A 25,114-nucleotide genomic window follows, 5' to 3' on the forward strand; every position below is an offset into this window, starting at 1 on the left:
TGGTTGTTTAGCATTCAGGAATTCAGTGAATGGAACTGATGAACTTCTTGAGCCTTTCCGATTTCGGTGCGCCGAAGATCGCCTCAGGCGGACCCTGTTCTTCGATCACGCCGTTGTGGAGGAAGACGATGTGGTTGGCGACGTCGCGCGCAAACTTCATCTCGTGGGTGACGAGGATCATCGTGCGCTTTTCGCGCGCGAGGTCCCCGATGACAGTGAGAACTTCGCCGACGAGTTCGGGATCGAGTGCCGAGGTCGGCTCGTCGAAGAGCATGACGAGCGGCTGGATGGCAAGCGCCCGGGCGATCGCGGCGCGTTGCTGCTGGCCGCCGGAAAGGAAGGCCGGGTAGGCGTCGCGTTTCTCGTAGAGGCCGACGCGTTTCAGCAGGGATTCGGCGGTGGCGACCGCTTCCGCCTTCGGCTTGCCGAGCACATGGATCGGCGCTTCGATGACGTTTTCAAGGATGGTCATGTGCTGCCAGAGGTTGAAGCTCTGGAACACCATGCCGAGCTGGCTGCGGATGCGCTGGACCTGTTTGCGGTCCTCCGGCACCAGGCCGCCGCGACCGTCGGATTTCATCCGGATCTTTTCGCCATGCACGCTGACGCTACCGGCGGAGGGGAGTTCGAGGAGGTTGATGCAGCGAAGGAAAGTGGATTTTCCGGAACCGCTGCCGCCGATGATGGCGATCACGTCGCCCTGCTTCGCTGTGAGCGAAACTCCCTTCAGCACTTCCAATGGCCCGAAACGCTTGTGCAGGTCAGTGACCGCGATTGCCTGGGCCGCATCCGTCATCGGCGCGCCGCTCCCATGGCTCTGCGAGCTTTTTCTGTCAGCATCGAAACAGTTCCCCTGTCGTCTTCCGTGCGGCATCTTTGGCCTGTCACGGGTTTTTGTTGGCCGGCATGGTTGCACTTGTGCCGCTATTGTTCAAGCGTATAATAATAGACGTCGTCGATTTTTTGACGCCCGCCGATCGTTCGATTTCCCGAAGGAGCCGCCCATGCCGCCGTTCTGGCCGAAGCCTTTGCCGACCGCGCCTGAACAGCATTTTGGGCTGGCTCGAGAGCAGAGTGCCGCATGAACAGACGCAGTTTTCACCGCGCGCCGGAAGGCGAGCGCCGCCAGGAATTGATCGAAGCGACGCTCGACTGCATCTCGGAATTCGGGCTGAAGGGCGCGACCGTTCGGCAGATCGCAATCCGCGCCGGCGTGACCGCCGGGCTGGTGCGCCACTACTTCGAATCGAAGGACCAGATGGTTGCCGAGGCCTATCGCGCCGTCATCGCCTCGCTCACCGAAAAGGCGAGCAAGGTCGAGGGCGATCCGGAAACCCGGCTCCGCGATTTCATCGCCATCAACCTCACCGAGCCGGTGGCCGACAGCCGCAGCATCTCGCTCTGGGCCGCCTTCATCAGCCAGGTCCGGGTCGATCCGGTGCTGTCGGAGATCCATCGCGAAGGCTATCTTGCCTTTCGCAATTCGCTGCAGGAACTGCTTGCCGATTTCCTTGCGACCAAAGGCAAGCCGGCCGACGCCGAAACCTGCCGGGCCTTCGCCATCGCCATCAATGGGTTGGTCGACGGCCTCTGGGTCGAGGGCTGCCTTGCCGGCGATCTCTTTCGCGAAGGCGAGCTCGTCGCCATCGCCATGTCTTCGGTCGAAGCGCTGCTCGGCACGAAGATCGGAACTGCAAAACAATGAAAACGGGAGAAAGCACCATGCGCTACGCGTCCATCACCGAACGTCTTGCCGATCTTGGTTCGGGCAAATGGTCGCTGCATATCCGTGCCCGCCAATTGAAGGCGAGTGGTGCCGACATCATCGAACTGACGATCGGCGAACCGGATCTTCCGCCGGACCGCGCCCTGCTCGATGAATGCCAGCGCGCGATGAATGCGGGGCGTTACCGCTATTCCAACGGCCGCGGTGAACCGACGGTCGTGGCGGCCGTCGCGGAGAAATACCGTCGTCGCCGTGCCGATGTGACGAACGAGAACGTGCTCTGCTTCCCCGGCACGCAGACGGCGCTCTTCGCCGTGATTCTCGGGTTGGCGGAGGCCGGCGATGCCGTTCTCGTCGGCGATCCGCTCTATGCGACCTATGAAGGTGTGATCCGCTCGACCGGCGCGCATCCGGTGCTGGTGCCGCTGAAGCCGGAATTCGGCTTCCACATGCAGGCCGAAGATCTCGAAACGGCGATCACGCCGGAGAGCCGCGTGCTGCTGCTGAATACGCCACACAATCCGACCGGCGCCGTGCTGACGGCGGAAGAAATTGCCGCGATCGGCGAGGTCGCGCGCCGTCACGATCTCTGGATCGTCTGCGACGAGGTCTATGAGGAGCTGGTGTTCGACGCCGTCTTTGCCTCGCCCTTCGACAATTCGGATCTCGCCGAACGCACGATCGTCGTCTCGTCGATCTCCAAATCGCACGCCGCACCCGGCTTCCGCAGCGGCTGGGCGGTCGGCCCGGTCGAGTTCACCGAGCGGCTGCTGCCGGTCTCCGAAACGATGCTTTTCGGCACGCAGCCCTTCATCGCCGACATGACCGCCTATGCCCTGACGCATGACATCGATACTGCGCGCCGGATGCGCTTGTCCTATAAGTCGCGCGCCGCGCAGATCGTCGCCGGCCTTGCCGGGGCGCCCGGCATCGAGGTGTTCGCGCCGGAAGCCGGCATGTTCATCTTAATCGATGTTTCCGGAACCGGTCTCGACGGCGATGCGTTTGCCTGGGCGCTGCTTGAAGAAGAGGGGGTTGCCGTCATGCCCGGATCGTCCTTTGGCGATGAAGCACAGAACTATCTGCGCGTCAGCCTGACCGTGCCCGATGGTGCCATCGACGAGGCCTGCCGCCGCATCTCCGCACTTGCCGAGCGGGCCAGCCTGCGCAAGGAGCGCCGCGCATGACCATGGAAAGAACGGTTGGAGAAGTCCTGGTCGACCTGCTCGAGGCCAATGGCGTCGAGGTGGTTTTCGGCATTCCCGGCGTGCACACGGTCGAGCTCTACCGGGGCCTCGCGGCATCCAAGATCCGCCACGTGACGCCACGGCATGAACAGGGCGCCGGCTTCATGGCCGACGGCTATGCCCGCGTCAGCGGCAAGCCGGGCGTTGCCCTCGTCATCACCGGGCCCGGCCTCACGAACACCATCACGGCGATGGCGCAGGCGCGCCAGGATTCGATCCCGATGCTGGTGATTTCAGGCGTCAATCGCCGCGATTCGCTCGGCCATGGGCGCGGCCTGCTGCACGAGCTGCCCGACCAGCACGGCATGATGAAGACGCTGGCGCTCTATTCGCACACGCTCCTCAATCCAGAAGACCTGCCTTTCGTCGTCGACCGCGCCTTCTCGGTGCTCGTCTCCGGTCGGCCGGGACCGGTGCATATCGAGATCCCGACCGACGTGATGTCGGCGAAGATCACGCCGGAGGCGCTGCGGCCGGCAACGGCCACCCGGCCGCGCTCCGACAGCGAGACGCTGCAGCGCGCGGCGATCCTGTGTGCCGACGCCTCGCGCCCGGTCATCATCTGCGGCGGCGGCGCGCTGACGGCGGAGGCGGAAGTTGCGGACCTTGCCGAAAAGATCGGTGCGCCCGTCGTCACCACTGTCAATGCTCGCGGCATGTTCTCGGGCAGTCCCTTGAGGGTTCCCGCGAGCCCCAGCCTGAAGGCGGTGCGGTCGCTGCTGAAGGAGGCCGACCTGGTGCTGGCGCTCGGCACCGAAATGGGCCAGACCGACTACGACATGTATGCCGATGGCGGTTTTCCGGCCCTGCGCAACCTGATCCGCACCGACATCGACGCGGCGCAGCTCGCGCGCGGGCCGCATGCCGCGCTCTCCATCCTCTCCGGCGCCAAGGCGGCGACGGCGGGCATCCTCGCCTTTCTCCCCGGTCATGCTGCGAAGGATGGCGCGGGACGGGCCGAAACGGCGCGGAGGGCGGCGCTGAAGGAACTGACGCCGAAGATGCGGGCCGAGATCGGCATCATCGACACCATCTACAAGTCTCTGCCGGATTGCACCGTCGTCGGCGACTCGACCCAGGCCGTCTATGCCGGCAACCTCTACTGTGATGCACCGCGGCAGCGTAGCTGGTTCAATTCGGCGACCGGTTACGGTTCTCTGGGCTATGCGCCGCCAGCAGCCGTCGGTGCAGCCGTCGCCGATCCGTCTCGGCCGGTCGTCTGCCTCGTCGGCGACGGTGGCTTCCAGTTTTCGCTCGCTGAAATCGGGTCTGCCGTCGATGCGCAGGCGCAGGTCATCTTCCTCGTCTGGAACAATGACGGTTACCAGGAAATCGAAAGCTACATGGTCGATGCCGGCGTTACGCCGGAGGGCGTCAAGCCTTCGGCGCCGGACTTCCTGATGGCGGCGAAGGCCTATGGCGTCGAGGGACGGCGGCTTGCTTCCGTCGCCGATCTCTCACAGGCGCTCGCCGAGGCGGCGAAGCGCAAGGGACCGTCGCTTATCGAGATCCACGAGCGGCGAACGAGCGGCATCACGGCCTGAGCAACGACAACCACGAAACGGGCCGGATTTGACTTTTCCGGCCCGGAATGGTGTTAAAGGCGCCCATGCTCGATTCCGGCCACGTTCTCTAGGTAAGATCGGGCATTCGGGCTCAATTTTCGTCTCGCTGGCGTGCAATCGCCAGGGAAAGGGACCGCGTCCTCGATGGACCGCATGAGTGGTGGCAGCAAGAACATACAGGCCGGCCGGCTTCTCGCTGTGCTGTGGCTGTTCTGCGCCTCCTTCGCAATGCAGGTCATCTCGGTCGGACAGAGCATCCCGTCCCGTTCGGCCTCCGGTGCCCAGGCCGGCAACGTCACCGACACCGGTTCGACTGACCGTCCCGCCGCCCGGCAGCTCTCGCGGGCGACACCGCTTTCAGACCTTCGGTTTACGGCCGAGCGCAAGGACGCCAAGTCCGCGGCCGATGATGGCTTGCCGGCGCTCTTGCCGGCATCGCTCGAACTCGAACTTCCCCGTTCGTCGGACGGGCGGATTTTCCGCGAGTTCGCTGCGTATCTTGGCGGGGCCTCGAACCCTGGCCCCCATATTCGCGCGCCTCCCGGCGCCTGATCCACAACGCGGATTTTGGCTGGCTGGCGGCTTCGGCTGCAGCTCTGCCCTTTATGAAACAAGCCCTGACGACGCGCCCCGTGCCCGCGCAGGCTCTTCTGGAACCACAACATGCGTACATCGAAATGGGCGATTCTCGTCTATGTCGTCGTGATCATCTTCGGATGTATCGCGGCGCTTCCGAACGTGCTGACGCCGGCACAACGTGAACAATTTGCAGGCTGGCTGCCGGTCAAGCCGGTGACCCTCGGCCTCGACCTCAAGGGCGGCTCGCACCTCGTGCTCGAAGTCGATGCCGCCGGCCTTCGCAAAGCTCGTCTCGAAACGCTGCTTGACGATACGCGCCGGGCGCTCCGCACTGAGCGCATTTCGGCCTCTTCGGCACGTATTGCCGGTGATACCGTTACCGTGAAGATCGAAGATCCGGCCGACCGCGAAAAAGTTCTGCCGAAGCTGAAGGAACTCGCTGCCCCCGTCGGCACGCTCGGCTTCGGCAGCTCGGCGTCCGACATCGACGTGACCGAGGATAGTGACACCATCACCCTGGCAATGACCGAAGCCGGCCTTGCCGACCGCACGACCAAGGCGGTCGAGCAGAGTCTGGAAATCATCCGCCAGCGCGTCGATACCGTCGGCGTTGCCGAACCTTTGATCCAGCGCGTCGGCTCCGACCGTATTCTCGTCCAGCTTCCCGGTCTCGAAGATCCGACGGCTCTGCGTCAGCTTCTCGGCTCGACCGCGCAGATGAGCTTCCACATGGTCGACCAGACGGTGGATCCAAACCAGCCGCCGCCGCGCGGCGTCGACATTCTGCCGGGCGCCCACGACACCAACAAATATGCGGTCGAAAGCCGCGTCGCGATCTCCGGCGAACGGCTGGCCGATGCCAAGGCCGGCTTCGACCAGCGCACCAACGAACCGATCGTTTCCTTCACCTTCGACGCGCTTGGCGCGCGCCAGTTTGCGGAAATCACTCAGGCCGCAGTCGGCCGGCCCTTCGCCATCGTTCTCGACGGCAAGGTTCTGACCGCACCGGTCATCCGCGAACCGATCATTGGCGGTCAGGGGCAGATCAGCGGCAACTTCACCTCGAAGGAAGCAACCGTTCTCTCGGCGCTGCTGCGATCGGGCGCTCTGCCAGCACCGCTCACCGTCATCGAAGAACGCTCCGTCGGTCCGAACCTCGGCTCGGATTCGATCCGCATGGGCATCTACACCGGTCTTGCCGGCTTCGCCCTCGTCGTTACGCTGATGGTCGTTCTCTACGGTGCATGGGGCATGATCGCCAATGTCGGCCTGGTGCTGCACACGATCCTGACGATCGCGCTTCTGGCCATGCTCGGCTCAACGCTGACCCTGCCCGGTATCGCCGGTATCATTCTCGGCATCGGTATGGCCGTGGACGCCAACATCCTGATCAACGCGCGCATCCGCGAAGAAACGGAAGCGGGCGCCGGCGCGATGAAGGCCCTCGATATCGGCTTCAACAAGGCCTACGCGACCATCATCGATAGTAACGTCACGACGCTTTCGGGCACCGTGCTCTTGTTCGCCTTCGGCTCCGGTCCGGTCAAGGGATTTGCCGTCACCATGATGCTCGGCATCATCATCTCGATGTTCACCTCGATCACCGTCGTGCGCCTGATGATGCGCGAGGTCGTCGTTCGCCGGAAGATGAAGAAGCTCGAGATCCCGTCGCTGTTCGGCAAGGTTCCGAAGCTTCCGTCCTTCTCCTTCATGAAGGGCCGCTTCGTCGCCATCGGCATGTCCGCCTTCCTGTCGGTCAGCTCCGTCGTGCTGTTCTTCACGCCGGGCCTCAACTACGGCATCGACTTCGTCGGCGGTATCCAGGTCGAGACCACCTCGAAGAACACGCTCGACCTTCCGACGCTTCGCCACAATCTCGAAGCGCTCAACATCGGCGAAGTGGCGCTGCAGGAATTCGGCCAGGACAAATCGGTCCTGATCCGCGTCCAGCGCCAGCCGGGCGGCGAGCAGGAGCAGACCGTAGCGCTCAACCGCATCAAGGATGCCGTCGTCCAGACGATCCCGGACGCGAGCTTCGAGCGAACCGAAGTCGTCGGTCCGACCGTCAGCACCGAGCTTGCCCGCTCGGGCTTCCTCGCCGTTGGCCTCGCGATGGTGGCGATCCTGCTTTACATCTGGTTCCGCTTCGAATGGCACTTCGCCGTCGGCGCGATCGCGGTCCTCTTGCTCGACATCACCAAGACGATTGGCTTCTTTGCGCTGACAGGCATCGACTTCAACCTGACGGCCATCGCCGCGCTCCTGACGATGATCGGCTACTCGGTCAACGACAAGGTCGTGGTTTATGACCGCATGCGCGAGAACCTCAGGAAGTACAAGTCGATGCCGTTCTCGGATCTCATCGACATGAGCATCAACCAGGTGATCGCGCGATGCATCTTCACCTCGATGGCCACGGCCTTCTCGCTGGTGCCGATGGCGATCTGGGGCGGCGATGCCGTCAAGAGCTTCGCCTGGCCGATGATCTTCGGCGTGATCGTGGCAACGACCTCGTCGATCTATATCGGCGGCCCGATCCTGCTGTTCCTCAATCGCTGGTGGAAGGATCGCGAAGCATCCCGCGGTGGCACAACCACGCCGCAGGCGGGCACGCCTGCTGCCTGACATCCGGCACTGGAACACAAAACGTGAAGGGGCGGCCCGACGGGCCGCCCCTTTTTTGTCCGAATGTGCTGTCTTTATCCACCCGTGCCTTGCAGACTGATTCTTCGCTTCCTAAATAGCGTAGGTCTCCGGCTCCGGAACGGGTAGATGGATTTTGCGTACATCGCCCCTTGAATTTAAAGGGTGAAGAAATTTTTTCTGCGTCTTCATCTTTTTAATTGACGGAATTGGTAGATTATTCTAGTTTGCCACTACGTGAACGCGGGGAGTCCGCCTCACGGTTGTTCATCGAACGCTCCGGCATTGCTGATGCCGGGCCAGCCAAAGGAGTGTGACATGTCCGAAACCGTCTCGACCGCCGCCTTCTTCGGCACGCGTCTCCTTTGTCGCGCAACAGAGAAAAAATGGCTCATTCGCAATCTTTGCCGAATGTGACCTTCGAACCCCTCGAACTTTATCTTTTGCCGAAATTGAAAGTTTCCGCGCCGACAGCGTGGATGGAGCGTTATTTGTATGAGCAAGCAGGTTATCGAATTTGGCGGCGAAGCCGTCGGCGTTGTTGTCCCGGATGAAGATCGCTTCAAGTTCCTGGCGGTGAAGTATCACGTCTGGGACCTGGACGCGAAGCGCTTCGGCTCGGCCGATGAAGCGCGCGCCGCAATCCGGCAGCTGTTGGCCCACCAGGCCGTCCAGGCCAAGCGGCAGAACCACAGCGCCGCTGCCTGAAGCCGCACTTGAAGCGGATGAGAAAAGCCGGTTTCGGCTTTTCTCCCGCATCCACCGCGAAGACGTCCGCAAATCTTGGCGCATCGGCCGCACGCAATTGCCCGCGACATCGGTCAATTCCCCACTATAATTATATGTTGGCAGTACGTTTCTTGTGCTATGCCAATATATATTTGTATTTGCGCGGATGATTCCCGTTTTCTGGGGTGCCGCCGCAGGGAAAGCGTGCCGGAATGCTGACGAAGAAGGGAAAGTACGGACTGAAGGCCTTGGTCGATCTTGCTCGGCTGGAGCCGGGGGAAACTGCCTTCATTACCGAGATCGCGCAGCGCAACAATATCCCGAAGAAGTTCCTGGACACGATCCTGCTTGAGCTGCGCAACGCCGGCATGCTGCGCTCGAAAAAGGGGCCTGGCGGCGGCTACTCGCTCTCGCGGCCCGCTTCGGAAATCCGTATCGGTCACGTGATCCGCACGCTGGACGGGCCGCTTGCGCCGATCCGCTGTGCGAGCCGCACGGCCTACGAGGTCTGCGAAGATTGTAACGATCCCGAGACCTGTCAGGTGCGGGTGTCGATGACGACGGTCCGTGATGCCGTTGCCGCCATTCTTGATTCGATGACGCTCGAAGAATTCGCGGCCGACAAGTCGATGCCGCTGGAAATGGAAGAAAAGCGCGCCGGCTGACGAAAACGCCGCGGTTCACGCCAGTTTTCCCCCGAACTCTGCTTCCAAGACTTGGTTTGCCAAGAAAAAGCGCTTATCTGCCGTCAATGGTCTGGCGGGCAAATTCGTGCCTGTTGCTTAAGTCTTCGCAGAATTGGGGTCATCATGGGTTTGAGACATGCATCGGCGGATGATCGCACTGCACTTGCGGCTTTGGAGTCGATCGGCCGGACGCTGACGACCGCGATGGCCGGCATCAAGGCGCTGGCGGACCAATTTGGCGCTGACGAAGTTTTTGCGCGCAGCGTCGTCGAAGCCGTCGAACTGATCGGCGAAAGCCAGGGGCGCGTCGTCGTCTCCGGCGTCGGCAAGAGCGGCCATATCGGCCGCAAGATTGCAGCCACGCTGGCATCGACCGGAACATCCGCCTACTTCGTGCACCCGACCGAAGCGAGCCATGGCGACCTCGGCATGGTCACCTCGCAGGACGTGCTGATCCTGCTCTCCTGGTCGGGCGAGACGGCCGAGCTTGCCAACATGCTCACCTATGCCAAGCGCTTCAACGTGCCGATCGTCTCGATCTGCGCCAACCGCGACAGCGTGCTTGCCCGCAACTCGGAAGTGCCGATCGTCTTGCCGAAGGTTCAGGAAGGCTGTCCGCACGGCCTCGCGCCGACGACCTCGGCCATGCTGCAACTCGCCATCGGCGACGCGCTCGCCATCGCGCTTTTGGAGCGGCGCGGCTTTTCGGCCGAGGATTTCAAGACTTTTCATCCGGGCGGCAAGCTCGGCGCGCAGTTGCGGCTTGTTCGCGAGCTGGCGCATGACGGCGCCCAGATGCCGCTTCTCAGCGTCGGACGCCCGATGAGCGAGGCGCTGATCGAGATGTCGTCCAAGGGTTTCGGTGTCGTCGGCATCGTCGACGATGGCGGCAAGCTGGCCGGCGTGATCACCGACGGCGACCTGCGTCGTCACATGTCCGGCGACCTGCTGCTGCAACCGGTCGAGGCGGTGATGTCGCGCAATCCGCGCGTGATCCGCGGCGACATGCTTGCAAGCGGCGCCATGGAATTCATGCAGCAGCATAAGGTGACCGTGCTCTTCGTCGTCGACGACGGCGGGGCGCCGGTCAGCATCCTGCATATTCACGACCTGCTGCGCGCCGGCGTCGTCTGAGACTGCCAAGGCGGCCCTCCGCCTGGCGAGAGCAGCCTACCCCTTCACCACGGCGGGCCAGTCGCTCGTCGTGCCCGGCTGCACCGGCCGTTCCAGATAGGTGGAAAGCACCACATAGCTGCGCGTCGCCTTGACGCCGGGCGTGTCGTAGAGCCGCGCCAGAAGCCCTTCGAGCGCATGCGTGCTTTCTGTGCGCACCTTGAGCAGCATGCAGGCGTCGCCGGCGACCGAGTGGATCTCTTCCACTTCAGGGCATTCCTCGATCGCAAGCAGCGCCTGCGTCTTGCCCCAGCCGGTCGTGTCGACATGGACGAAGGCAAGCAGCGTCTTTCCGACCGCGTCCGGATCGATGAGCGCCGACACGCGGCGGATCGCGCCCGAACGCCGGAGCCGCTTCACCCGTTCATGCGCCGCCGGCGGCGAAAGTCCGACGCGTTCGCCAAGCTCGGCATAGCTCGTGGACGCGTCCTCGACGAGGACGCCTAATAGTTTTCGGTCCATAGCGTCGAGGTCGCGCTCCGGCGGACGCTTCCGCCGAACGTCATCTGTATTTTGGTCCATACCGAGAATTCCTCTTGTTGTTGAATTTCATTCTGCAAAAATGAAGGAATGACGAATATCAATCAACAAATTTCGCCAGATTCGATCGACAGGACCTCGATCGACAGGGCGCGCATCCCGCCCTTCGCCTATGTCCTGACCGTCTGCATCGGCGTCATCGGCTCCAACTCGCTGGCGCTCGGACCAATCGCGCCGGAGGTGGCGCGGAGCCTCGGCACGGATGTTCCATCGGTAATGGTCGCTTCGGCCGCCTTCGGACTAGGCACGGCCGTCAGCGCCATCTTCCTTGGCCGCTTCATCGACCGGTACGGCTCTCATCGCATTCTGGCTGCCGCGCTGTTGCTTCTGGCCGCCGGGCTCACCGGTAGCGCGCTTGCGCCCATGCTGGCGTTCCTGGTCGCCGCCCAACTCGTTGTCGGCGTCGCCACCGGCATTGCGCTTCCTTCGATCTACACGCTGGCCTCGGTCATCGCGCCGGCCGGACGGGAGAGCGAGACGATCGGCCTGGTGCTGACCGGCTGGACGCTGAGCATGGTGGCCGGCGTGCCGCTATCGGCAGCGATTGCTGACTTTGGAGGATGGCGTGCCGTTTACTTCGTCGTTGCCGTAGCCACGCTGGTTGCTTGCGCTGCCGTCAGGCTCGCGCCGGTGCGGGAAGGTCTGGCCGGCAAGACGACGTCGCCGCTCGCGGCGCTTGGCGTGCGTGGCGCCGGACCGCTGTTGATCGCCTGTGCCGCCTTCATGGCCGCCTTCTACGGCGTTTATGCCTATATCGGCGAACACCTGCACACAGCGCTCGGATTGCCCCTCAGCGCCAATGGCCTCGTGGCCGTTTCCTACGGCTTCGGCTTCGGTGCGGCGGCACTACTCGACCGGCTGATCGACCGCTTCGGCGCTGGCAGGTTGCTGCCTCTGATTTTTCTCGTCGTCGCCGGCGTCTATGCGGCGATGGCCGCCGTGAGTAGCTCCTACACGGCCATGCTGGTCGTCGTCTTTTTCTGGGGCCTTGCCAACCATTTCGGTCTCAACGTGCTGATCATGCGGCTAACGGGGCTCGATCCCACAAGGCGTGGCGCGATCATGGGGCTGAACAGCGGCGTCACCTATCTGTCGCTCTTTTTGGGAACGCTTGGTTTCGGCGTGGTTTATGGCGGGGCCGGTTTTTCCGCGCTGCCCTTGGCCGCGACCGGCCTGATGCTGGTCGCCGCCATCGCCGCAGCGCTCGCGCCGCGCTAGCTCCCCGCGATGTGAAAACGGCTACCCTTGGCGGGAAGCGGAAGGCGCGCGTTTCGCAGGCTTTTGGCGCGGCGCGGGGTCAATAAAGGCGCCAGGTTCGTTGAGGCTGCTTTCGTTCAGCCGCCGGGCAATCGCTTCCGCGCCGGCATCGGTTCCGGCGCGGGAATAAAGGTTGCCGCGCACCTGGATCGACGCGGCAAGCAGGCGGAACATTGCGACACTAAGTTCAGGCTCCGGCGCCTGGGGCGCCTGCCAGAAACCGTCGAGTGGCTGCTGGTCGGTCAGACCGGCAATATCGAAGACGGCAGTGCCGAGCACCTTGACCGGCCGCCCTTGCTTCAGGGCGTGCAATCCGGCCGTCGAATTCACCGTGACCATGCCGGCGCTCGCCTCGCCAAGCGTATCGAGATTTCCGCCGTCCAGGTAGAAGACGCGCCCGCTCAAGCCAAGCGCCGCTGCTCGCTGCTCGATGAAGCTGCGCCACGGGATCAGGTCGTTGTCGAGCGGATGCACCTTGAAGACCAGGCGTGCATTCGGCGCGGCAAAGGCGCCGAACGAGGTCAGGACGTCAGCGATTGCATCCTTCTGGCTGTGGAAGGGCGAATGCGCCCTGAGCTGAAAGTCGGTTTCGAGCTGAAGCGGATAGACGAAGTAGGGGGCATCGTCCGAAAGGAGCTGCGCAACGGTCGCCACCGCTTCCGCGTTGCGCCGCTTCTCGGAGAGCAGCCGGCGCACCCAGCCCGCATATTCGGCGAGCGGATGGAAAATCCCGTGCCGGCGGTAGTGCGGAAACAGGAACCAGAAAAAGACGTTCGGCAGATTGTAGAGCAGATCGTAGCTCGCATCGGCGAGGAACGTCTGGCTGTAGCGCTTGCGCCAGTCCGGCTCCGGCAGGTTTGACGCTGCTGAAAGGATCTGACCGGCGTCGTTCGGAAAATGGGAGTTCGACGACATGCCGTTGCGCTCGAGCGTCAGCCAGTCCGGCCGCAGATAGCCCATTTCGATAATCGCGACACTGACGCCGGCGCGATGGGCGACGGCAGTCGCTGCCTGATGATAAGGCCGCTCTTCGCCAAGCAGCAGCATGTCGGTGACGCCGTGGGTGGCGATGAATGTCTCGAGATAGCCGGGCCAGGCGGCCGCCGTACCGCGATAGTTGAAGCCTCCCTTGCGGCGCCAGAAGATCTGGTCGCCGACGTTCAGGTTGATCCTGAGACAGCGGTGGCCAAGGGCTTCGAGCCGGTCGGCGATCTTGCGGAAGATCGGCGAGGAGGGGCCCTGCAGGAACAGGAAGACCCGCTGTCTCGGCCGTGCGGCCCCACCGGCCGATGTCGTCGAAGCGTTCTCCATCCGCAGACCGCCGCTAGCGCAGCGTATCCTTTCTCAGGTTCGCGTGGTTGAGAAGCGCCTCGATCAGGTTCCAGGCCTCGACGCTGCTCGGTTCGGCCGGCTTGTGGGACGACCGCTTTGCCTTGGCGAGCGGCACGATCAGATAGTCGGTGCGCGGATCCGGGAAGGGGTCGGCGAAGGATTTGAGCAGCGGTGCGTGATCGCCGTAGAAGACGAGCCAGACTGGACGGTCGAGCTTGTCGAGGTGTTCGCTCAATGTGTTGAGCGCCGCATCGGACTGCTCGAGGATGGCCAGATAGATGTCGACGGGATTGGTGAGGTCTCCGACGCGGCCCGGCTCCCATGGGCCGTGATTGGCCATGGATGCGACGAAGATGAAGCCGCTTTCGTCTTCGGGCAGCTTCTCGCTTGCGTCGATCACCTTCGCCGCGAGCTTCTCGTCGGAGACGTAGGGTCCGTCTCGCTCTGGGCGATGGTCGAAACCGTCGAGCATCGTCAGCTTTGAGAAGCCGAGCTGCGGCATCGCCTTGTGCCTGAGGAAGAAGGTCCGGTCATAAGGATGGATGAAGTGGGTATTCCAGCCGGCACGCTTCAACTTTCCGGGCCAGACGACGTCGGCATAGTGCGATGCGCGCAGATAGGGATAGCTGGCGTCGACATGAATATCGTCGGGCACCAGGCCGCTGATGACGGCGAATTCGGTGCGCAGCGTATAGCCGCCTTCGAACACGCTGCTGAGCCGGCCCCACTGAACCGCCTCGCGCCGCAGCCGGTCGAGCGTCGGCAGTTTCAGCGTATCGACGCCGAAGTGCCGCATGTCGATGAAGGATTCCGATTGCCAGACGACGATCAGCGGCGAGCCGTCGTCACCGATCAGATCCTGCACGGCGGCCCGGACGATCTTGGAGAGATCCGCGACGATCTTTTCGCGACGCACACCGAGCCAGATGATGAAACGGAAGACGACCGAGCCGAAGGTACCGAAGCGCACCGTGTTCATCTTGACGTCGAGAACCTTGAGCAGCCGCTGTACCAGCGCGGCCGTCGGGCGGTTCACCGGGCCGTAGAAGAGCAGGAGCCAGGGACCATAGGCGATGCCGAGCATCACGAGGATCCAGAAGGCTTTGCCCCGGTCCGGCAGAATCGCCGGCTCGAAATACATGTAGAGGCCGGAAACGCCAAAGACGTAGAGGAAGGCGACGGTCCAGAAGACGACGTTCAGCGAGCTCGCATAGAAGATCGTCTTGTACTTGAACACGTCGACGACCAGCGCGATGTCGGAAAAGATCAGCGGTTCACGGATGAACTTGAACTTGGCGCGGGAAATGCCGGTGAAGATGATGAAGAAGCTCATCGTGCCCGCCGCCGCATAGAGCGGACGCCAGGATCCGGCGAAGAAACCGGCAAAGACCAGAGCGATGACAGGCAGGCGGGCAAGCACGTCGATCACGTCCTGCGTGCGTCCGAAAGGCGAAGGATTGGCGCGCCGCTCCCGCTTCGGCAGGGCGAAACGGTCGGTGAAGAAGATCACCGCGCAGGACAGCAGATAACAACTAAGCGTCAGTGTTATCGGATAGTCGTGCAGCTGAAAGGGAAGCAACGCCAAGCGGAAACCTTCATGTCTTCATGCCGGCCGATGCCGCTTTATGCGGCACAGCGTCCGCCCGACACTTAGATCTTATCGATGCTAGGTACAAGCGCCGTCAGGTCCGGTGCTCGGACACTCCACGATTATGCGTCGCCGTGTTGCTGCACCGCACAATCGCCCGGTCGAACCACCAGTTGAGCAGGGGACGAACGGCGGGAGCGAAGCGTCCAAGTAGAAACAATGTCGTGCCGAAATAGACTTCGAACCGGCCGCGGTCGGTTCCCTTGACGATCCGCTTGGCCACCGCTTCGGCCGGCCAGGGCCGGACCGTGCCCATGATCCTGGCGGCTTCCGGCGGGCGAGCCGCCAGCTCGCGCTGAAACTGCGGCGTTTCCGTATCCGGCGGAAAACAGACGGAGACACTGACGCCGTGCGGACGGGCTTCTGAACGCAGCGCCTGGGCGAAGCCGTGCACGGCGAACTTGGAGGCGCAATAGGCCGAATAACCATAGATGCCGAGTAGCCCTGCGCCGGACGAGATCATCATGATCCGGCCCCGACGGCGCCGCTTCATGCTGTCATAGACCGCCCGGACAGCATGCACCGTGCCGGAGAAATTAGTGTCCATCTGCTGCCGGAACGAGGCGCTGTCGAGCTCCTCGAACCGGCCGGGTTCGACGATGCCGGCCGATGCTACCAGGATATCGCAGGGGCCGAAGGCCTGTTCGCACCGACGGATGGCCGCTTCGACATCGTTTTCCACCGCGACGTCGGCGGCCTCGATCCGGATGCTGTCGGCGTTCGCCCCACTGGATGCGATAAGTTTTGCCTGCGCGCCTTCCAGGAGGCCACGGGAGCGGGCAATCAGCGAGAGGCGCGCCCCGCGCGCCGCGTAGATCGATGCGACCGCAAATCCGATACCGCTCGAGCCACCGGTAATGATCACATGCGCCATGCTGGTATTCCGCTCCAGAGTTCGGGAGAGTGCGAAGCGGCTCTGCTTCCGCGACCACCTGACCCGGCAGCAAATGCGATCGGGTCAGCGCGCCGAGAGCGCTTTCATCATCTGGTCGATGTCGATGCCGCCAAGGCCGAAGTTGCGTTCGGTAAGGTCGGCCAGACGCTCGGCCGTGAGTGTTACCGTGCGCCGGATCTGCTCTTCCGTGTGGTCGCTGGTGATGAAGAAGCGCAGCCGAGCCAGGCCTTCCGGGACCGCCGGGTGGATGATCGGCAGCGCATTGACCCCTTCGGCAAGCAGGTCGTTCGACAGCTGCACCGCACGCAGGGAATCACCAACCAGAACCGGAACCACGGAAAATCCGCTGCTGAGGCCGGTGTCGAGCCCCGCTTCCTTGGCAAGCTTGAGGAAGAGCGCGCCGTTGCGGCGCAGCGCCGCCGTGCGCGTCGGCTCCCGTTCCAGCACCTCCAGGCTTGTGGTTGCCGCGGCCGCCAGCACCGGCGCAAGGCCGACGCTGTAGACGAAGCCGCCGGCCGATGCCTTCAGCACCTCGACCAGCGCTTCGCTGCCGGCGATGTAGCCGCCGCAGCTCGACGTGGTCTTGGAGAGCGTGCCCATCCAGATGTCGATCTCGCGGGGATCGACGCCGAAATGCTCTGCAAGCCCGCGGCCGGTCTTGCCGAGAACGCCGAGCGAATGCGCTTCGTCGACCATCAGCCAGAAGCCATATTCGGCCCGGAGCTTCAGAAGCGCCGGCAGGTCGGCGACGTCGCCGTCCATCGAGTAGATGCCCTCGACGATGACCATGATGCGGCGATAGTCGCCGGCGACCGTGCGCAGCACGTGTTCGAGGTCGGCGACGTCATTGTGCTTGAACAGGCGTCGTGTCGCGCCCGAGAGCTTGACGCCGGCAAGGGCGCTGTTGTGGATGAACTCGTCGTGGACGACGAGGTCCTTCGGTCCCATCAGGCAGCTGATGGCGGCGACATTGGTGAGATAGCCGCTGACGAAACAGACGGCGGCATCGACGCCATAGAAGCCGGCGATCTTCTCTTCCAGCGCCACATGCACCGGACGCTCGCCGGCGACGAGGCGGCTCGCCGAGGCGGAAATGCCGAAGGTGCCGATGGTATCGCGTGCCCGCGCAAGCACCTCCGCATGGCGATTGAGGCCAAGATAGTCATAGGAGGCGAAGTTGATCAGCTTCCGGCCGTCGATGACGGTGGTCGCGCCCGCCGCCGTCTGGTGCGCACGATAGAACGGATTGGCGATGCCGAGCTGCTCGCTTGCGAACTTCTGGGTCATCACCTGCTTGTATTCCGGCAGGTCTTCGAAACGGGCCTGCTGCCGGCGTGCCGGCGGCGGCATCTCCCGCTCCGAGCGCGCCATGCGGTTGCGCTCGGAGGATTGATGCGTGTTTCTCATCCGGTCCAGCAGGTTCTCTTTGAGGCTGCTGGTCATCTTGGATGCGCCTGGACCGTTTCCGTTCGTGCTCATTGGCCTTGTGCTTTTTCCTTCGCCGTTCCGACGTGCCGCTGCGCAAGTTCGCTGACAATCTTGTCGTCGGCGGGCTCGGCATCGTCGCTCTGGTCGCGCTTGCTCACCTTCTCATAGAGCTTGCGGGCGACATCGCCAACCGTCGTGTTGTCGGCGACGCCGCTGAGCGGCATGTCGAAGCCGGTGTTCTGCTGGAAGCTCATGCCGAGTTCGACGGCCATGAGGCTGTCGAGGCCGATTTCCTTCAGAACCTTGCTGCGCGTGACCGTATCCTTCGATACGCGCAGGATTGCGGCGATCTCGCCGGCGACGAGGTCGAAGAGAATGTCTTCGGCTTCCTGCGGCGACTTGCCCTCGATCATCGCGACGAGGTCCATCTTGGTGCCTTCGCCGCCCGTCGCATGCTGGTCGGCGCTACGCAGGATGACTTCGAAGAGCGCGTTCTTGGCGACAGGCAGATTGCGTGCCGCCGACCAGTCGATCTCCGAGATCATCACGGTTGCCGCATCGACGGTGCCTGGATCGAAGGCCAGGTGGCTCTCGACCATGTCGAGTGCCGTCTGCGCCTTCAGCGCCGTCTTGCCGATGCGCTTGGCGAGGATGTCGTTCACATCCGTGTTCTGGACCAGATAGCCCCTGTCGGCGATGGCGCCGAACCCGACGGCGAGACCCGCAAGGCCGCGTGCGCGACGGGCGCGGGCGAGACCTTCGAGATAGCCGTTGGCTGCGACGTAATTCGCCTGTCCGGGGTTGCCGACGAGTGTCGTCGCCGACGAGAACAGGATGAAGTTGTCGATCTTGTCGTTGCTGGTCAGTTGATCGAGAACCGCGGCACCCTTGGCCTTGGTGTCGATGACCGGCCGGTTTCGCTCGCGGTTGAGGTTGCTGATCAGCGCGTCGTCGAGCACCATCGCGGCATGGACGATCGAGCGCAGCGGTGCCACGGCGCGCAACGTCTTGAGCAGGCGCTCCGTCGCTGCCGGATCGGTGACGTCGCAGGCATGAACCGTGGCGGATACGCCAGCCTTCGTCCAAGCTTCGATCATTGCCGTCGTTTCGGCGTCCGCCAGGCCGCGGCGTGAGCAGAGCGCGACCTTCGTCGCACCCTTTTCGACGAGCCAGTTGGCGGCAGCCAGGCCGAAACCGCCGATGCCGCCGACGACGAGATGCATGCCGTTCGGATCGACCTTCATGCCGCCATGCGGACGCTTGGCAACGCGATGCGTGCCGGCGACCGGAGGAAGCACGACGATCTTGCCGATATGCCCGGCATTCTGCATCAGTCGGAAGGCGTTGCCGATCTCGTCGAAGTCGAAGGCGCGATAGGGAAGCGGCGTCAGCTTGCCGTCTTCGAACAGCGCACCGATCTCGGTGAAGATCCGCTTGGTCAGCTTCGGCTGATTGACCAGCAACTGGTCGGCGTCGATGCCGAAATAGCTGACATTGCGGCGGAACGGCCGAAGGCCGATCTTGCTGTCGGCGTAATAGTCGCGCTTGCCAAGCTCAAGGAAGCGGCCAAAGGGCTTCACCAGCGCCAGGCTCTGCTCCATGGCCTCGGCGAACAGCGAGTTGAGCACGAGATCGACGCCTTCACCGCCCGTCACGGCGCGAACGTCGTTGACGAAATCGAGCGAACGGGAATCGAAGACGTGATCGGCACCCAGCATCGACAGGAAGCGACGCTTCTCGCGCGATCCTGCCGTGGCGATGATCCTGGCGCCCTTCAGCTTTGCGACCTGCAGCGCGGCAAGGCCGACGCCGCCGGCGGCGCCATGGATGAGGATCGTTTCGTCAGGCTGGATCCGTCCAAGCTCGACCATCGCGTAATAGGCAGTCAGGAACGCGACCGGAACCGTCGCCGCGGCGACGGGGCTGACCGATTGCGGCAACCTGGCGACGCCGGCGCGCGAAACGACTGCGTGGGTCGAGAAGGCGGAGGATGCAATCGCCATGACGGCATCGCCCACGGCGAGGTCATCGACGCCGTCGCCGACCGCGACCACGTGGCCGGAAAGCTCCATGCCGATCGTCGCGCCTGCGAAGCCGTCTTCGAGCGCCTCTTCCGGCAGAAGGCCCATCGCCCACATTACGTCACGGAAGTTGAGGCCGGTGGCTGCGACCGCGACGACGACTTCACCCGGGCCTGCCGAGGGGATGTCGCTTTCTTCCCAGACGATGCTGCCCACCTGAGAGCTGACGCGCTGGCGGATGGTTGCAGCCTTGAAGGCAGCCGTTGCCGCGTGCGCATTGTCGACTGGGCCGGGCACGGCGCGGATCTCCGAAAGCGCAGCGCCAGCCTCGCCTTCGAGCAGCCATTCGCGGTTTACTCCCATCGCGCCAAGCAGCGGCAATGCCGCAGCCATCTGAGCATCCGTCGTCGGTGAACCGTCGATGTCGAGCGAGTGGACGTCGAGGAACTCGTATTCGTTCTGAAGCACGCGTGCGAAAGCCCAGAGGCCGGCATTGACGCCGTCGCTTGCGACCGCCTCGCCGACCGTCCGGCTGGCGATCGGTGCGCCGCCGGGCGCGACAAGCAGGAGACGGGGCCGTTTGTCCTCCGCTGGCTCCGCACCGCCGATATGCTGGCGCAATGCTTCGGCAAACGTGCCGAGCGCGAGGATCTGTGTTTGTAGAGAGGCGGAATCGTCGGTGCGCGACGCGGCCGCCGGCAAGGCAAGGAAGACTGCCCGAAGCGGTTGGCCCCCCAGCGTCTCGAAGGCTGGCAGGAGCGCGGCCTTGTCCGCAGCCGCGTCGCCGGTCAGGCTGACGCGAATGGCTGAACCAGAGGGCTCGCGCTGTTCGTGCCCCGCGATCTCCAGCAGCAGGTGGGGGACGGATGCCGGCACCGCCGCGTCTGCGGAAGCAGTTGCTGCGCCACGCGCTTCGAGCAGGATGACGTTGCCGCTTGCACATTCGCGGTCGGCAATGTCGGTGTCCCGCAGGTCGAGATCGTCGAGGCATTTCTGCCAGTGCGGCGCCGCCGCGAGGTTGCCGATCGGAAACTCCGCCGTCTGGCTGCGCGCGAACCAGCCTTCGGACAGGCCAAGCGCGAAGTCGTTGAACAGCGATGGCGCGCTGACCGCGGCAATCAGCCCACCCGTAGGGCGCAGTGCCGTGCGCAACGCTGTGCGAACCGCCACATCGTCCTCGATCAGGCCGTAGAACCCGTCGGACGCGCTGACAGCAAGATCGAAGGCCGCAAGCGTCGCGAGTTCGCCCTTCTTGAGGATGTGTACATGGGCGTCGTTTTCGAAGGCCAGCTCAAGGCCGCGCTGGGCGTTATCGCGTGCTTCGAACACGGTGAGGCTTGCACCATGCTTTTCGGCAAGAGTGGCCAGACGCTTAGTGAAACCGGCGGATACGCTGCCGAGTTCGACGATGCGCAGGCGCGCTCCGGCGGACTGTGCCGATAGGGCCGTTTCGACAGCCTCCAGCACGAAGGTCATGCGCTGGCGGCTTGCCTCCGAATGAACCGCCTGATGGTCGATCGTGGCGTCGCTGATGAAGCTCGATCCCGAGGCCGCTTCGTCGCCCGCATGCAAGGCATCGATGCGGGCAAGGGCTTCCGCATAGGCGTTGTTGATCAGCACGGCCTCGACGGCGCGGTCAGGCCGCTCGCCGTAAAGTTCGCTCAGAATTTCAGGCACGCTCGGCAGGTTGAATTCCTGCGCGACGGTCCACACACCATCCTTGTGCTCACAGAGCCCGGCATCTTCGAGCACGTAGAGGCAGCTCGTCAGAAAACACTGGAAGGCGAAATCGCCAGGCAGATTGCCGCCCTGGATCGTGGAACGCCCCTTACCGAGCTTGAGGGCGATCTCCTGGCAGGCGCGGTAGATCGCGGCATTGAAGAGCAGCGTCGCATTGTCGACACCAGCCTCGCCGGGGGCCGGCATTGCGATCGATACCGGCGCAAGGCTGTTGCGCAGAAGGCCTGGCAGGGCGGCTTCCGATTGTACTGCCTCGTAGTGGAAGGACAGCGCATCGAGCGTCTTGTGCTTGCGCAGATAGGTGCGGCGGAAACGGCAATCCTCGAAATGCGCGATCGGCTCGCCCGACTGGCCGAAGAAGTGGAACTTCGCCTTGATCGAATTGGTGCTGACGCGTTCAATTTCGATCGTCGCGCGCGCGATCGGCAGGCCGCCATTGACGACACGAACCGAACCGAAGCGGACGGGAATATAGGGTGCGCCGCTCTTGTCGCCGGTGAATCGGTCGAAGAGCGCCACCAGCCCGTGGAAGGTCGCATCGACCGAGATCGGGTTCAGGGCATAGCTGACCAGCGGGTGTCCGGTGGCTTCGGCCGTCTTCAGCTCGACATCGACCAGGCGGTCGCCATAGGCAACCGCTTTTGCGAGCAGCTGGAAGCGAGGACCGTAGTCGAGGCCGAATTGCCGCGCCGTCTCATAGGCGCGACCCGGTGCCACCGTTGCCGTCTTGGCGAGGCCTGCGAGCGACGGATAGGCGCGGTCCCCGGCCGGCAGCGGCTTGCGGCAGCGGGCAACCGCGTGCACGGCCCAGTCGTCTTCCGACAGCCGTTCACGCGAGCGGATTTCGAGGTCGCCGGTCTCTGGCGAAAGGACGGTCGACAGCTCCATGATTTTTGTGTCGCTGAGTTCCAGCGGCCGGACGATTTCGAGATTGGCGATCTCGACTTCTTCGCTGCCATAGAACTGCTGTGCCGCAGCAACGGCGATCTCGATGAAGCCGCTGCCCGGCAGGATCGCCTTGCCGTCCACCACGTGTTCGGCAAGATCCGGGAAGAGATGGGCGTCGATATGGTTTTTCCAGCTGCCGCTGTTCGGATCGCTGCGCCAGCCGGTCAGGCGGTATGGTCTGGCAATCCGGCCGAACAGGTCGGTGGCATCAGTTGTTGCCGCTGGGCGCAGCTCGACGGGCTCGAAGGGCAGGCTTGGCAGGGCGATCGATGCATTGCGCTTGCCGAATACCCGGGTCGTATCCACGACGGCGCCGTGCGCAACGGCACGTGCCATCGCGGCCGAGATCGGATCCTGGCCGCTTTCGGCGACGTCTCTGAGCAGCGTGGGCACCACCATGCCGGGGGCTGCTGCCTGCTTGATCGTCTCCTTGACGTAGGACGACAGGATCGGGCGCGGCGAAATCTCGATGAACAGGCGGCAGCCCATTTCGATCGCGGCTTCCGCAGCCGCCTGGAAGCGGACCGGCTCGCGAACGTTCTTCCACCAGTAATCCGGATCGAGCTGCGTGCCCTCGAGCGCGGCACCAGTGACCGTCGAAAGATAGGCGAGTTCGGTGCGGCGCGGTGCGATATCGGGGATGTCCGAGAGGAAGGCATCCTTCGCCCGATCGATGATCGGATGATGGAACGGATAGTTGATGTCGAGGATCTGGACCGGGATCTTCGCCTTGCGGGCGGCATCGCGGAAGGCCGAGATCTGGTCGGCCGGGCCCGAGATCGTCACGGAATTATGGGCGTTGACCGCAGCAACGCAGAGTTCGTCAAGACCGCGAGCCTCGGCAAAGGCGCGAGCAGCCTCTTCACCGAGCATGACGGCCGCCATCGTGCCGTGGCCGGCAAGCAGGTCCTGATGCAGCGAACGTTTCGCAACGATCGAAACGGCATCGACGAGCGACAGCGCGCCGGCGGCATAGGCCGCGGCGATTTCGCCGACGGAGTGACCGAAGACGGCGACCGGCTTGATGCCCATGGCAACCAGCGAATCCGACAGGGCGGCCTGCACCGCAAACAGCAGCGGCTGGGCGATCTTGGTGTCGGCAAGCTTCTTGTCGAGATCAGGATCGGTCAGGAGATCGGTGAGCGCGATATCCGAATGGAACTTGAACAGCGCGCTGACCGAGGTGAAACACTGGCGGAAATGCAGGTTTTCGCGGAAGGCTTCCACACCCATGCCGGCCCATTGCGAGCCGTTGCCGGAGAACACGAACGCGACCTTGGCGTCGCGAACGACGGCCTCGCCGACCTCACCGATATCCGAGCCGGGCTTTTCCAGGTGGCTGGCGATCGCACGGACGATATCTTCGGGCTGGTCGCTGCGAGCGGCAAACCGATGGCGCATATGGGTGCGGTTGGCACCCGATGCGGCGATCATCGCACGGGCTTCACCCTTGGAAGCATGCGCGAAAGCGGTCTTGTAATCCTTGAGAAGGGCTTCCAGGCTCGACTGCGTATGAGCGCTTGCGAGGAACACATGTCCCGAAGACGACGGGTTTGCGGCCTTTTCATCGGCGGCCGGTTCCGGGTCGCTGATAACGACGTGCGCATTGGCGCCGCCGAAGCCGAACGAGTTGATGCCGGCAAGACGCGCGCGTTTGCCGCGCAGAAGCTCGATCGGGTTTGCCGTGACACGGACGTTCAGGCCGTCGAAATCGATATGCTCGTTCGGCGTGTCGAAGTGCAACGAAGCCGGCAGGTAGTTGTTCTCAAGCGCCATCATGGCCTTCAGCATGCCGAAGAGGCCGGAGGCGGGTTCCGTATGGCCGATGTTCGACTTGATCGAGCCGATCGGCACAGGCGCCCGGCGCTTGGCGCCGATGACCGTTCCGATCGACCAGACTTCCGCCGGGTCGCCGACCTTGGTGCCGGTACCGTGGCCTTCGACGAAGGCCACCTGATTGGCGTCGATGCCGTTTCCTTCGTAGATCGCTCTCAGCAGGTTGGCCTGGGCTTCGCGCGACGGCAGCGAAATGCCGTTGGTGCGGCCGGCTGAATTCACGCCGGTCGCGACGATGCGCGCATAGCTGCGGTCTTTCTCGCGGCGCGCCCGATCGGAACGGCGCAGCACGAAGACCACGCCGCCTTCGGCGCGCACGTAGCCGGCGCCGTCGTTGTCATAGGCGCGGCAGAGGCCTTCCGGCGACAGCATGCGTGCCTGGGCGAAGCCGACGAAGGGCAGGGGGTGGGCAAGGATGTTGACGCCGCCGACGATCGCCGTGTCGATCTCCCCGGCGTTGAGCGCCCGCATCGCCTGGTCGAGGGCGACCAGCGAGGAGGAACAGGCGGTGTCGACCGTCATGCTCGGGCCGCTGAGGCCGAAGATGTGCGAGATGCGGTTGGAGACGATCGACAGGGTGTTGCCGGTCATGAAGTACGGGCCAGCCGCGGCCGGATCCTCGACCGTCAGGTTGGCGTGGTCGAGGCTCGATGCGCCGATATAGACACCGACGTTTTCGCCGTGCAGCGACGTCGCCGAGATGTTGGCGTCTTCAAGCGCCCGCCAGGCGAGCTGGAGCAGCACGCGCTGCTGCGGGTCCATATACATGGCCTCGCGCTGCGACATGCCGAAGACGGCCGGATCGAAATCATAGAGTTGATCCAGCACGCCGGCCGCGAAGGAATAGGTCTTCCCCTGCGTGCCCATGACGGGATGCCAGAATCGCGCCACGTCCCAGCGATCCGATGGAATGCTGGTGACGGTGCACTTGCCCTGACGTAGAAGTTTGAACAACGCCGAGGGCGATTCTGCTCCAGGGGCGAGGCATGCACGCCCAATAATCTCAACAGCCATGTATGATCGAACGCTCTAAAATGCCGTTAAAGTTGCACCTGCGATTGCGCGGCGGAAGTTGAAATGCAATCGCCAATCGTCATGCTTGCGGGCTATCCCCAGCTATA

Annotated in this window: 16 protein-coding genes; 9 read left to right on the top strand and 7 right to left on the bottom strand. The window is 63.6% G+C overall.

Annotated elements, in window-relative coordinates; all coding sequences use genetic code 11:
• Positions 1-22: 22 nt before the first annotated feature.
• On the bottom strand, positions 23-796 hold the full coding sequence (locus IB262_RS13830; protein WP_112974860.1) for an ABC transporter ATP-binding protein: 774 nt from the start codon (positions 794-796) through the stop codon (positions 23-25).
• A gap of 285 nt (positions 797-1,081) precedes the next feature.
• Between IB262_RS13830 and IB262_RS13835 the strand changes: the two genes are divergently transcribed.
• The 8 genes from IB262_RS13835 (at position 1,082) to IB262_RS13870 (ending at position 10,309) form a co-directional block, all read left to right on the top strand.
• Positions 1,082-1,705: a TetR family transcriptional regulator C-terminal domain-containing protein gene (locus IB262_RS13835; RefSeq protein WP_060581878.1), complete on the top strand. Its 624-nt coding sequence runs from the start codon at positions 1,082-1,084 to the stop codon at positions 1,703-1,705.
• A gap of 17 nt (positions 1,706-1,722) precedes the next feature.
• Positions 1,723-2,913 (top strand): pyridoxal phosphate-dependent aminotransferase, encoded by a 1,191-nt coding sequence (locus IB262_RS13840; protein WP_112974871.1) that lies wholly within the window; start codon positions 1,723-1,725, stop codon positions 2,911-2,913.
• Positions 2,910-4,517 (top strand): 5-guanidino-2-oxopentanoate decarboxylase, encoded by a 1,608-nt coding sequence (locus IB262_RS13845; protein WP_112974861.1) that lies wholly within the window; start codon positions 2,910-2,912, stop codon positions 4,515-4,517. Before IB262_RS13840 ends, IB262_RS13845 begins: the two co-directional genes overlap by 4 nt.
• A 165-nt stretch (positions 4,518-4,682) precedes the next feature.
• On the top strand, positions 4,683-5,090 hold the full coding sequence (locus IB262_RS35960) for a hypothetical protein (RefSeq protein WP_226020653.1): 408 nt from the start codon (positions 4,683-4,685) through the stop codon (positions 5,088-5,090).
• A 111-nt stretch (positions 5,091-5,201) separates the two neighbouring features.
• Complete coding sequence (secD, locus tag IB262_RS13855) at positions 5,202-7,742, top strand: protein translocase subunit SecD (RefSeq protein ID WP_112974862.1); 2,541 nt, start codon at positions 5,202-5,204, stop codon at positions 7,740-7,742.
• Between the two features lie 513 nt (positions 7,743-8,255).
• Positions 8,256-8,468 carry a hypothetical protein gene (locus tag IB262_RS13860; protein ID WP_034797039.1) on the top strand — a complete coding sequence of 71 codons (213 nt, stop codon included), beginning with the start codon at positions 8,256-8,258 and terminating at the stop codon, positions 8,466-8,468.
• Between the two features lie 233 nt (positions 8,469-8,701).
• On the top strand, positions 8,702-9,154 hold the full coding sequence (locus tag IB262_RS13865; protein WP_034797035.1) for an Rrf2 family transcriptional regulator: 453 nt from the start codon (positions 8,702-8,704) through the stop codon (positions 9,152-9,154).
• A gap of 144 nt (positions 9,155-9,298) precedes the next feature.
• Positions 9,299-10,309, top strand: a complete 1,011-nt coding sequence (locus tag IB262_RS13870) for a KpsF/GutQ family sugar-phosphate isomerase (RefSeq protein ID WP_192493675.1) — start codon at positions 9,299-9,301, stop codon at positions 10,307-10,309.
• A gap of 36 nt (positions 10,310-10,345) precedes the next feature.
• On the opposite strand, the gene IB262_RS13875 is transcribed toward IB262_RS13870, so the two are convergent.
• The gene (locus tag IB262_RS13875; RefSeq protein ID WP_112976037.1) at positions 10,346-10,870 is read right to left on the bottom strand and encodes an Lrp/AsnC family transcriptional regulator; all 525 of its coding nucleotides are present in this window, start codon (positions 10,868-10,870) and stop codon (positions 10,346-10,348) included.
• Between the two features lie 48 nt (positions 10,871-10,918).
• Here IB262_RS13875 and IB262_RS13880 point away from each other — a divergent pair, with 48 nt between their 5' ends.
• Positions 10,919-12,106 carry an MFS transporter gene (locus tag IB262_RS13880; protein WP_192356774.1) on the top strand — a complete coding sequence of 396 codons (1,188 nt, stop codon included), beginning with the start codon at positions 10,919-10,921 and terminating at the stop codon, positions 12,104-12,106.
• A 21-nt stretch (positions 12,107-12,127) separates the two neighbouring features.
• Here IB262_RS13880 and IB262_RS13885 read toward each other — a convergent pair whose 3' ends face one another.
• The 5 genes from IB262_RS13885 to IB262_RS13905 form a co-directional block, all read right to left on the bottom strand.
• The gene (locus tag IB262_RS13885; protein ID WP_089043257.1) at positions 12,128-13,456 is read right to left on the bottom strand and encodes a capsule biosynthesis protein; all 1,329 of its coding nucleotides are present in this window, start codon (positions 13,454-13,456) and stop codon (positions 12,128-12,130) included.
• 13 nt (positions 13,457-13,469) lie between these two features.
• On the bottom strand, positions 13,470-15,062 hold the full coding sequence (locus tag IB262_RS13890) for an LTA synthase family protein (RefSeq protein WP_034797021.1): 1,593 nt from the start codon (positions 15,060-15,062) through the stop codon (positions 13,470-13,472).
• 97 nt (positions 15,063-15,159) lie between these two features.
• Positions 15,160-15,999 (bottom strand): SDR family oxidoreductase, encoded by an 840-nt coding sequence (locus IB262_RS13895; protein ID WP_112976035.1) that lies wholly within the window; start codon positions 15,997-15,999, stop codon positions 15,160-15,162.
• 84 nt (positions 16,000-16,083) lie between these two features.
• Positions 16,084-17,499, bottom strand: a complete 1,416-nt coding sequence (locus IB262_RS13900) for an aminotransferase class I/II-fold pyridoxal phosphate-dependent enzyme (protein WP_060522318.1) — start codon at positions 17,497-17,499, stop codon at positions 16,084-16,086.
• On the bottom strand, positions 17,496-25,007 hold the full coding sequence (locus tag IB262_RS13905; protein ID WP_112976034.1) for a type I polyketide synthase: 7,512 nt from the start codon (positions 25,005-25,007) through the stop codon (positions 17,496-17,498). The genes IB262_RS13900 and IB262_RS13905 overlap by 4 nt, the downstream gene beginning before the upstream one ends.
• Positions 25,008-25,114 lie beyond the last annotated feature (107 nt).

Source organism: Ensifer sp. ENS02 (assembly GCF_014851885.1).
Lineage (GTDB): Bacteria > Pseudomonadota > Alphaproteobacteria > Rhizobiales > Rhizobiaceae > Ensifer > Ensifer adhaerens.

Coding starts and splice junctions, on each gene's coding strand:
- IB262_RS13830 (WP_112974860.1), bottom strand. CDS start 796: ATGACGGATGCGGCCCAGGCAATCGCGGTCACTGACCTGCACAAGCGT.
- IB262_RS13835 (WP_060581878.1), top strand. CDS start 1,082: ATGAACAGACGCAGTTTTCACCGCGCGCCGGAAGGCGAGCGCCGCCAG.
- IB262_RS13840 (WP_112974871.1), top strand. CDS start 1,723: ATGCGCTACGCGTCCATCACCGAACGTCTTGCCGATCTTGGTTCGGGC.
- IB262_RS13845 (WP_112974861.1), top strand. CDS start 2,910: ATGACCATGGAAAGAACGGTTGGAGAAGTCCTGGTCGACCTGCTCGAG.
- IB262_RS35960 (WP_226020653.1), top strand. CDS start 4,683: ATGGACCGCATGAGTGGTGGCAGCAAGAACATACAGGCCGGCCGGCTT.
- secD (WP_112974862.1), top strand. CDS start 5,202: ATGCGTACATCGAAATGGGCGATTCTCGTCTATGTCGTCGTGATCATC.
- IB262_RS13860 (WP_034797039.1), top strand. CDS start 8,256: ATGAGCAAGCAGGTTATCGAATTTGGCGGCGAAGCCGTCGGCGTTGTT.
- IB262_RS13865 (WP_034797035.1), top strand. CDS start 8,702: ATGCTGACGAAGAAGGGAAAGTACGGACTGAAGGCCTTGGTCGATCTT.
- IB262_RS13870 (WP_192493675.1), top strand. CDS start 9,299: ATGGGTTTGAGACATGCATCGGCGGATGATCGCACTGCACTTGCGGCT.
- IB262_RS13875 (WP_112976037.1), bottom strand. CDS start 10,870: ATGGACCAAAATACAGATGACGTTCGGCGGAAGCGTCCGCCGGAGCGC.
- IB262_RS13880 (WP_192356774.1), top strand. CDS start 10,919: ATGACGAATATCAATCAACAAATTTCGCCAGATTCGATCGACAGGACC.
- IB262_RS13885 (WP_089043257.1), bottom strand. CDS start 13,456: ATGGAGAACGCTTCGACGACATCGGCCGGTGGGGCCGCACGGCCGAGA.
- IB262_RS13895 (WP_112976035.1), bottom strand. CDS start 15,999: ATGGCGCATGTGATCATTACCGGTGGCTCGAGCGGTATCGGATTTGCG.
- IB262_RS13900 (WP_060522318.1), bottom strand. CDS start 17,499: ATGAGCACGAACGGAAACGGTCCAGGCGCATCCAAGATGACCAGCAGC.
- IB262_RS13905 (WP_112976034.1), bottom strand. CDS start 25,007: ATGGCTGTTGAGATTATTGGGCGTGCATGCCTCGCCCCTGGAGCAGAA.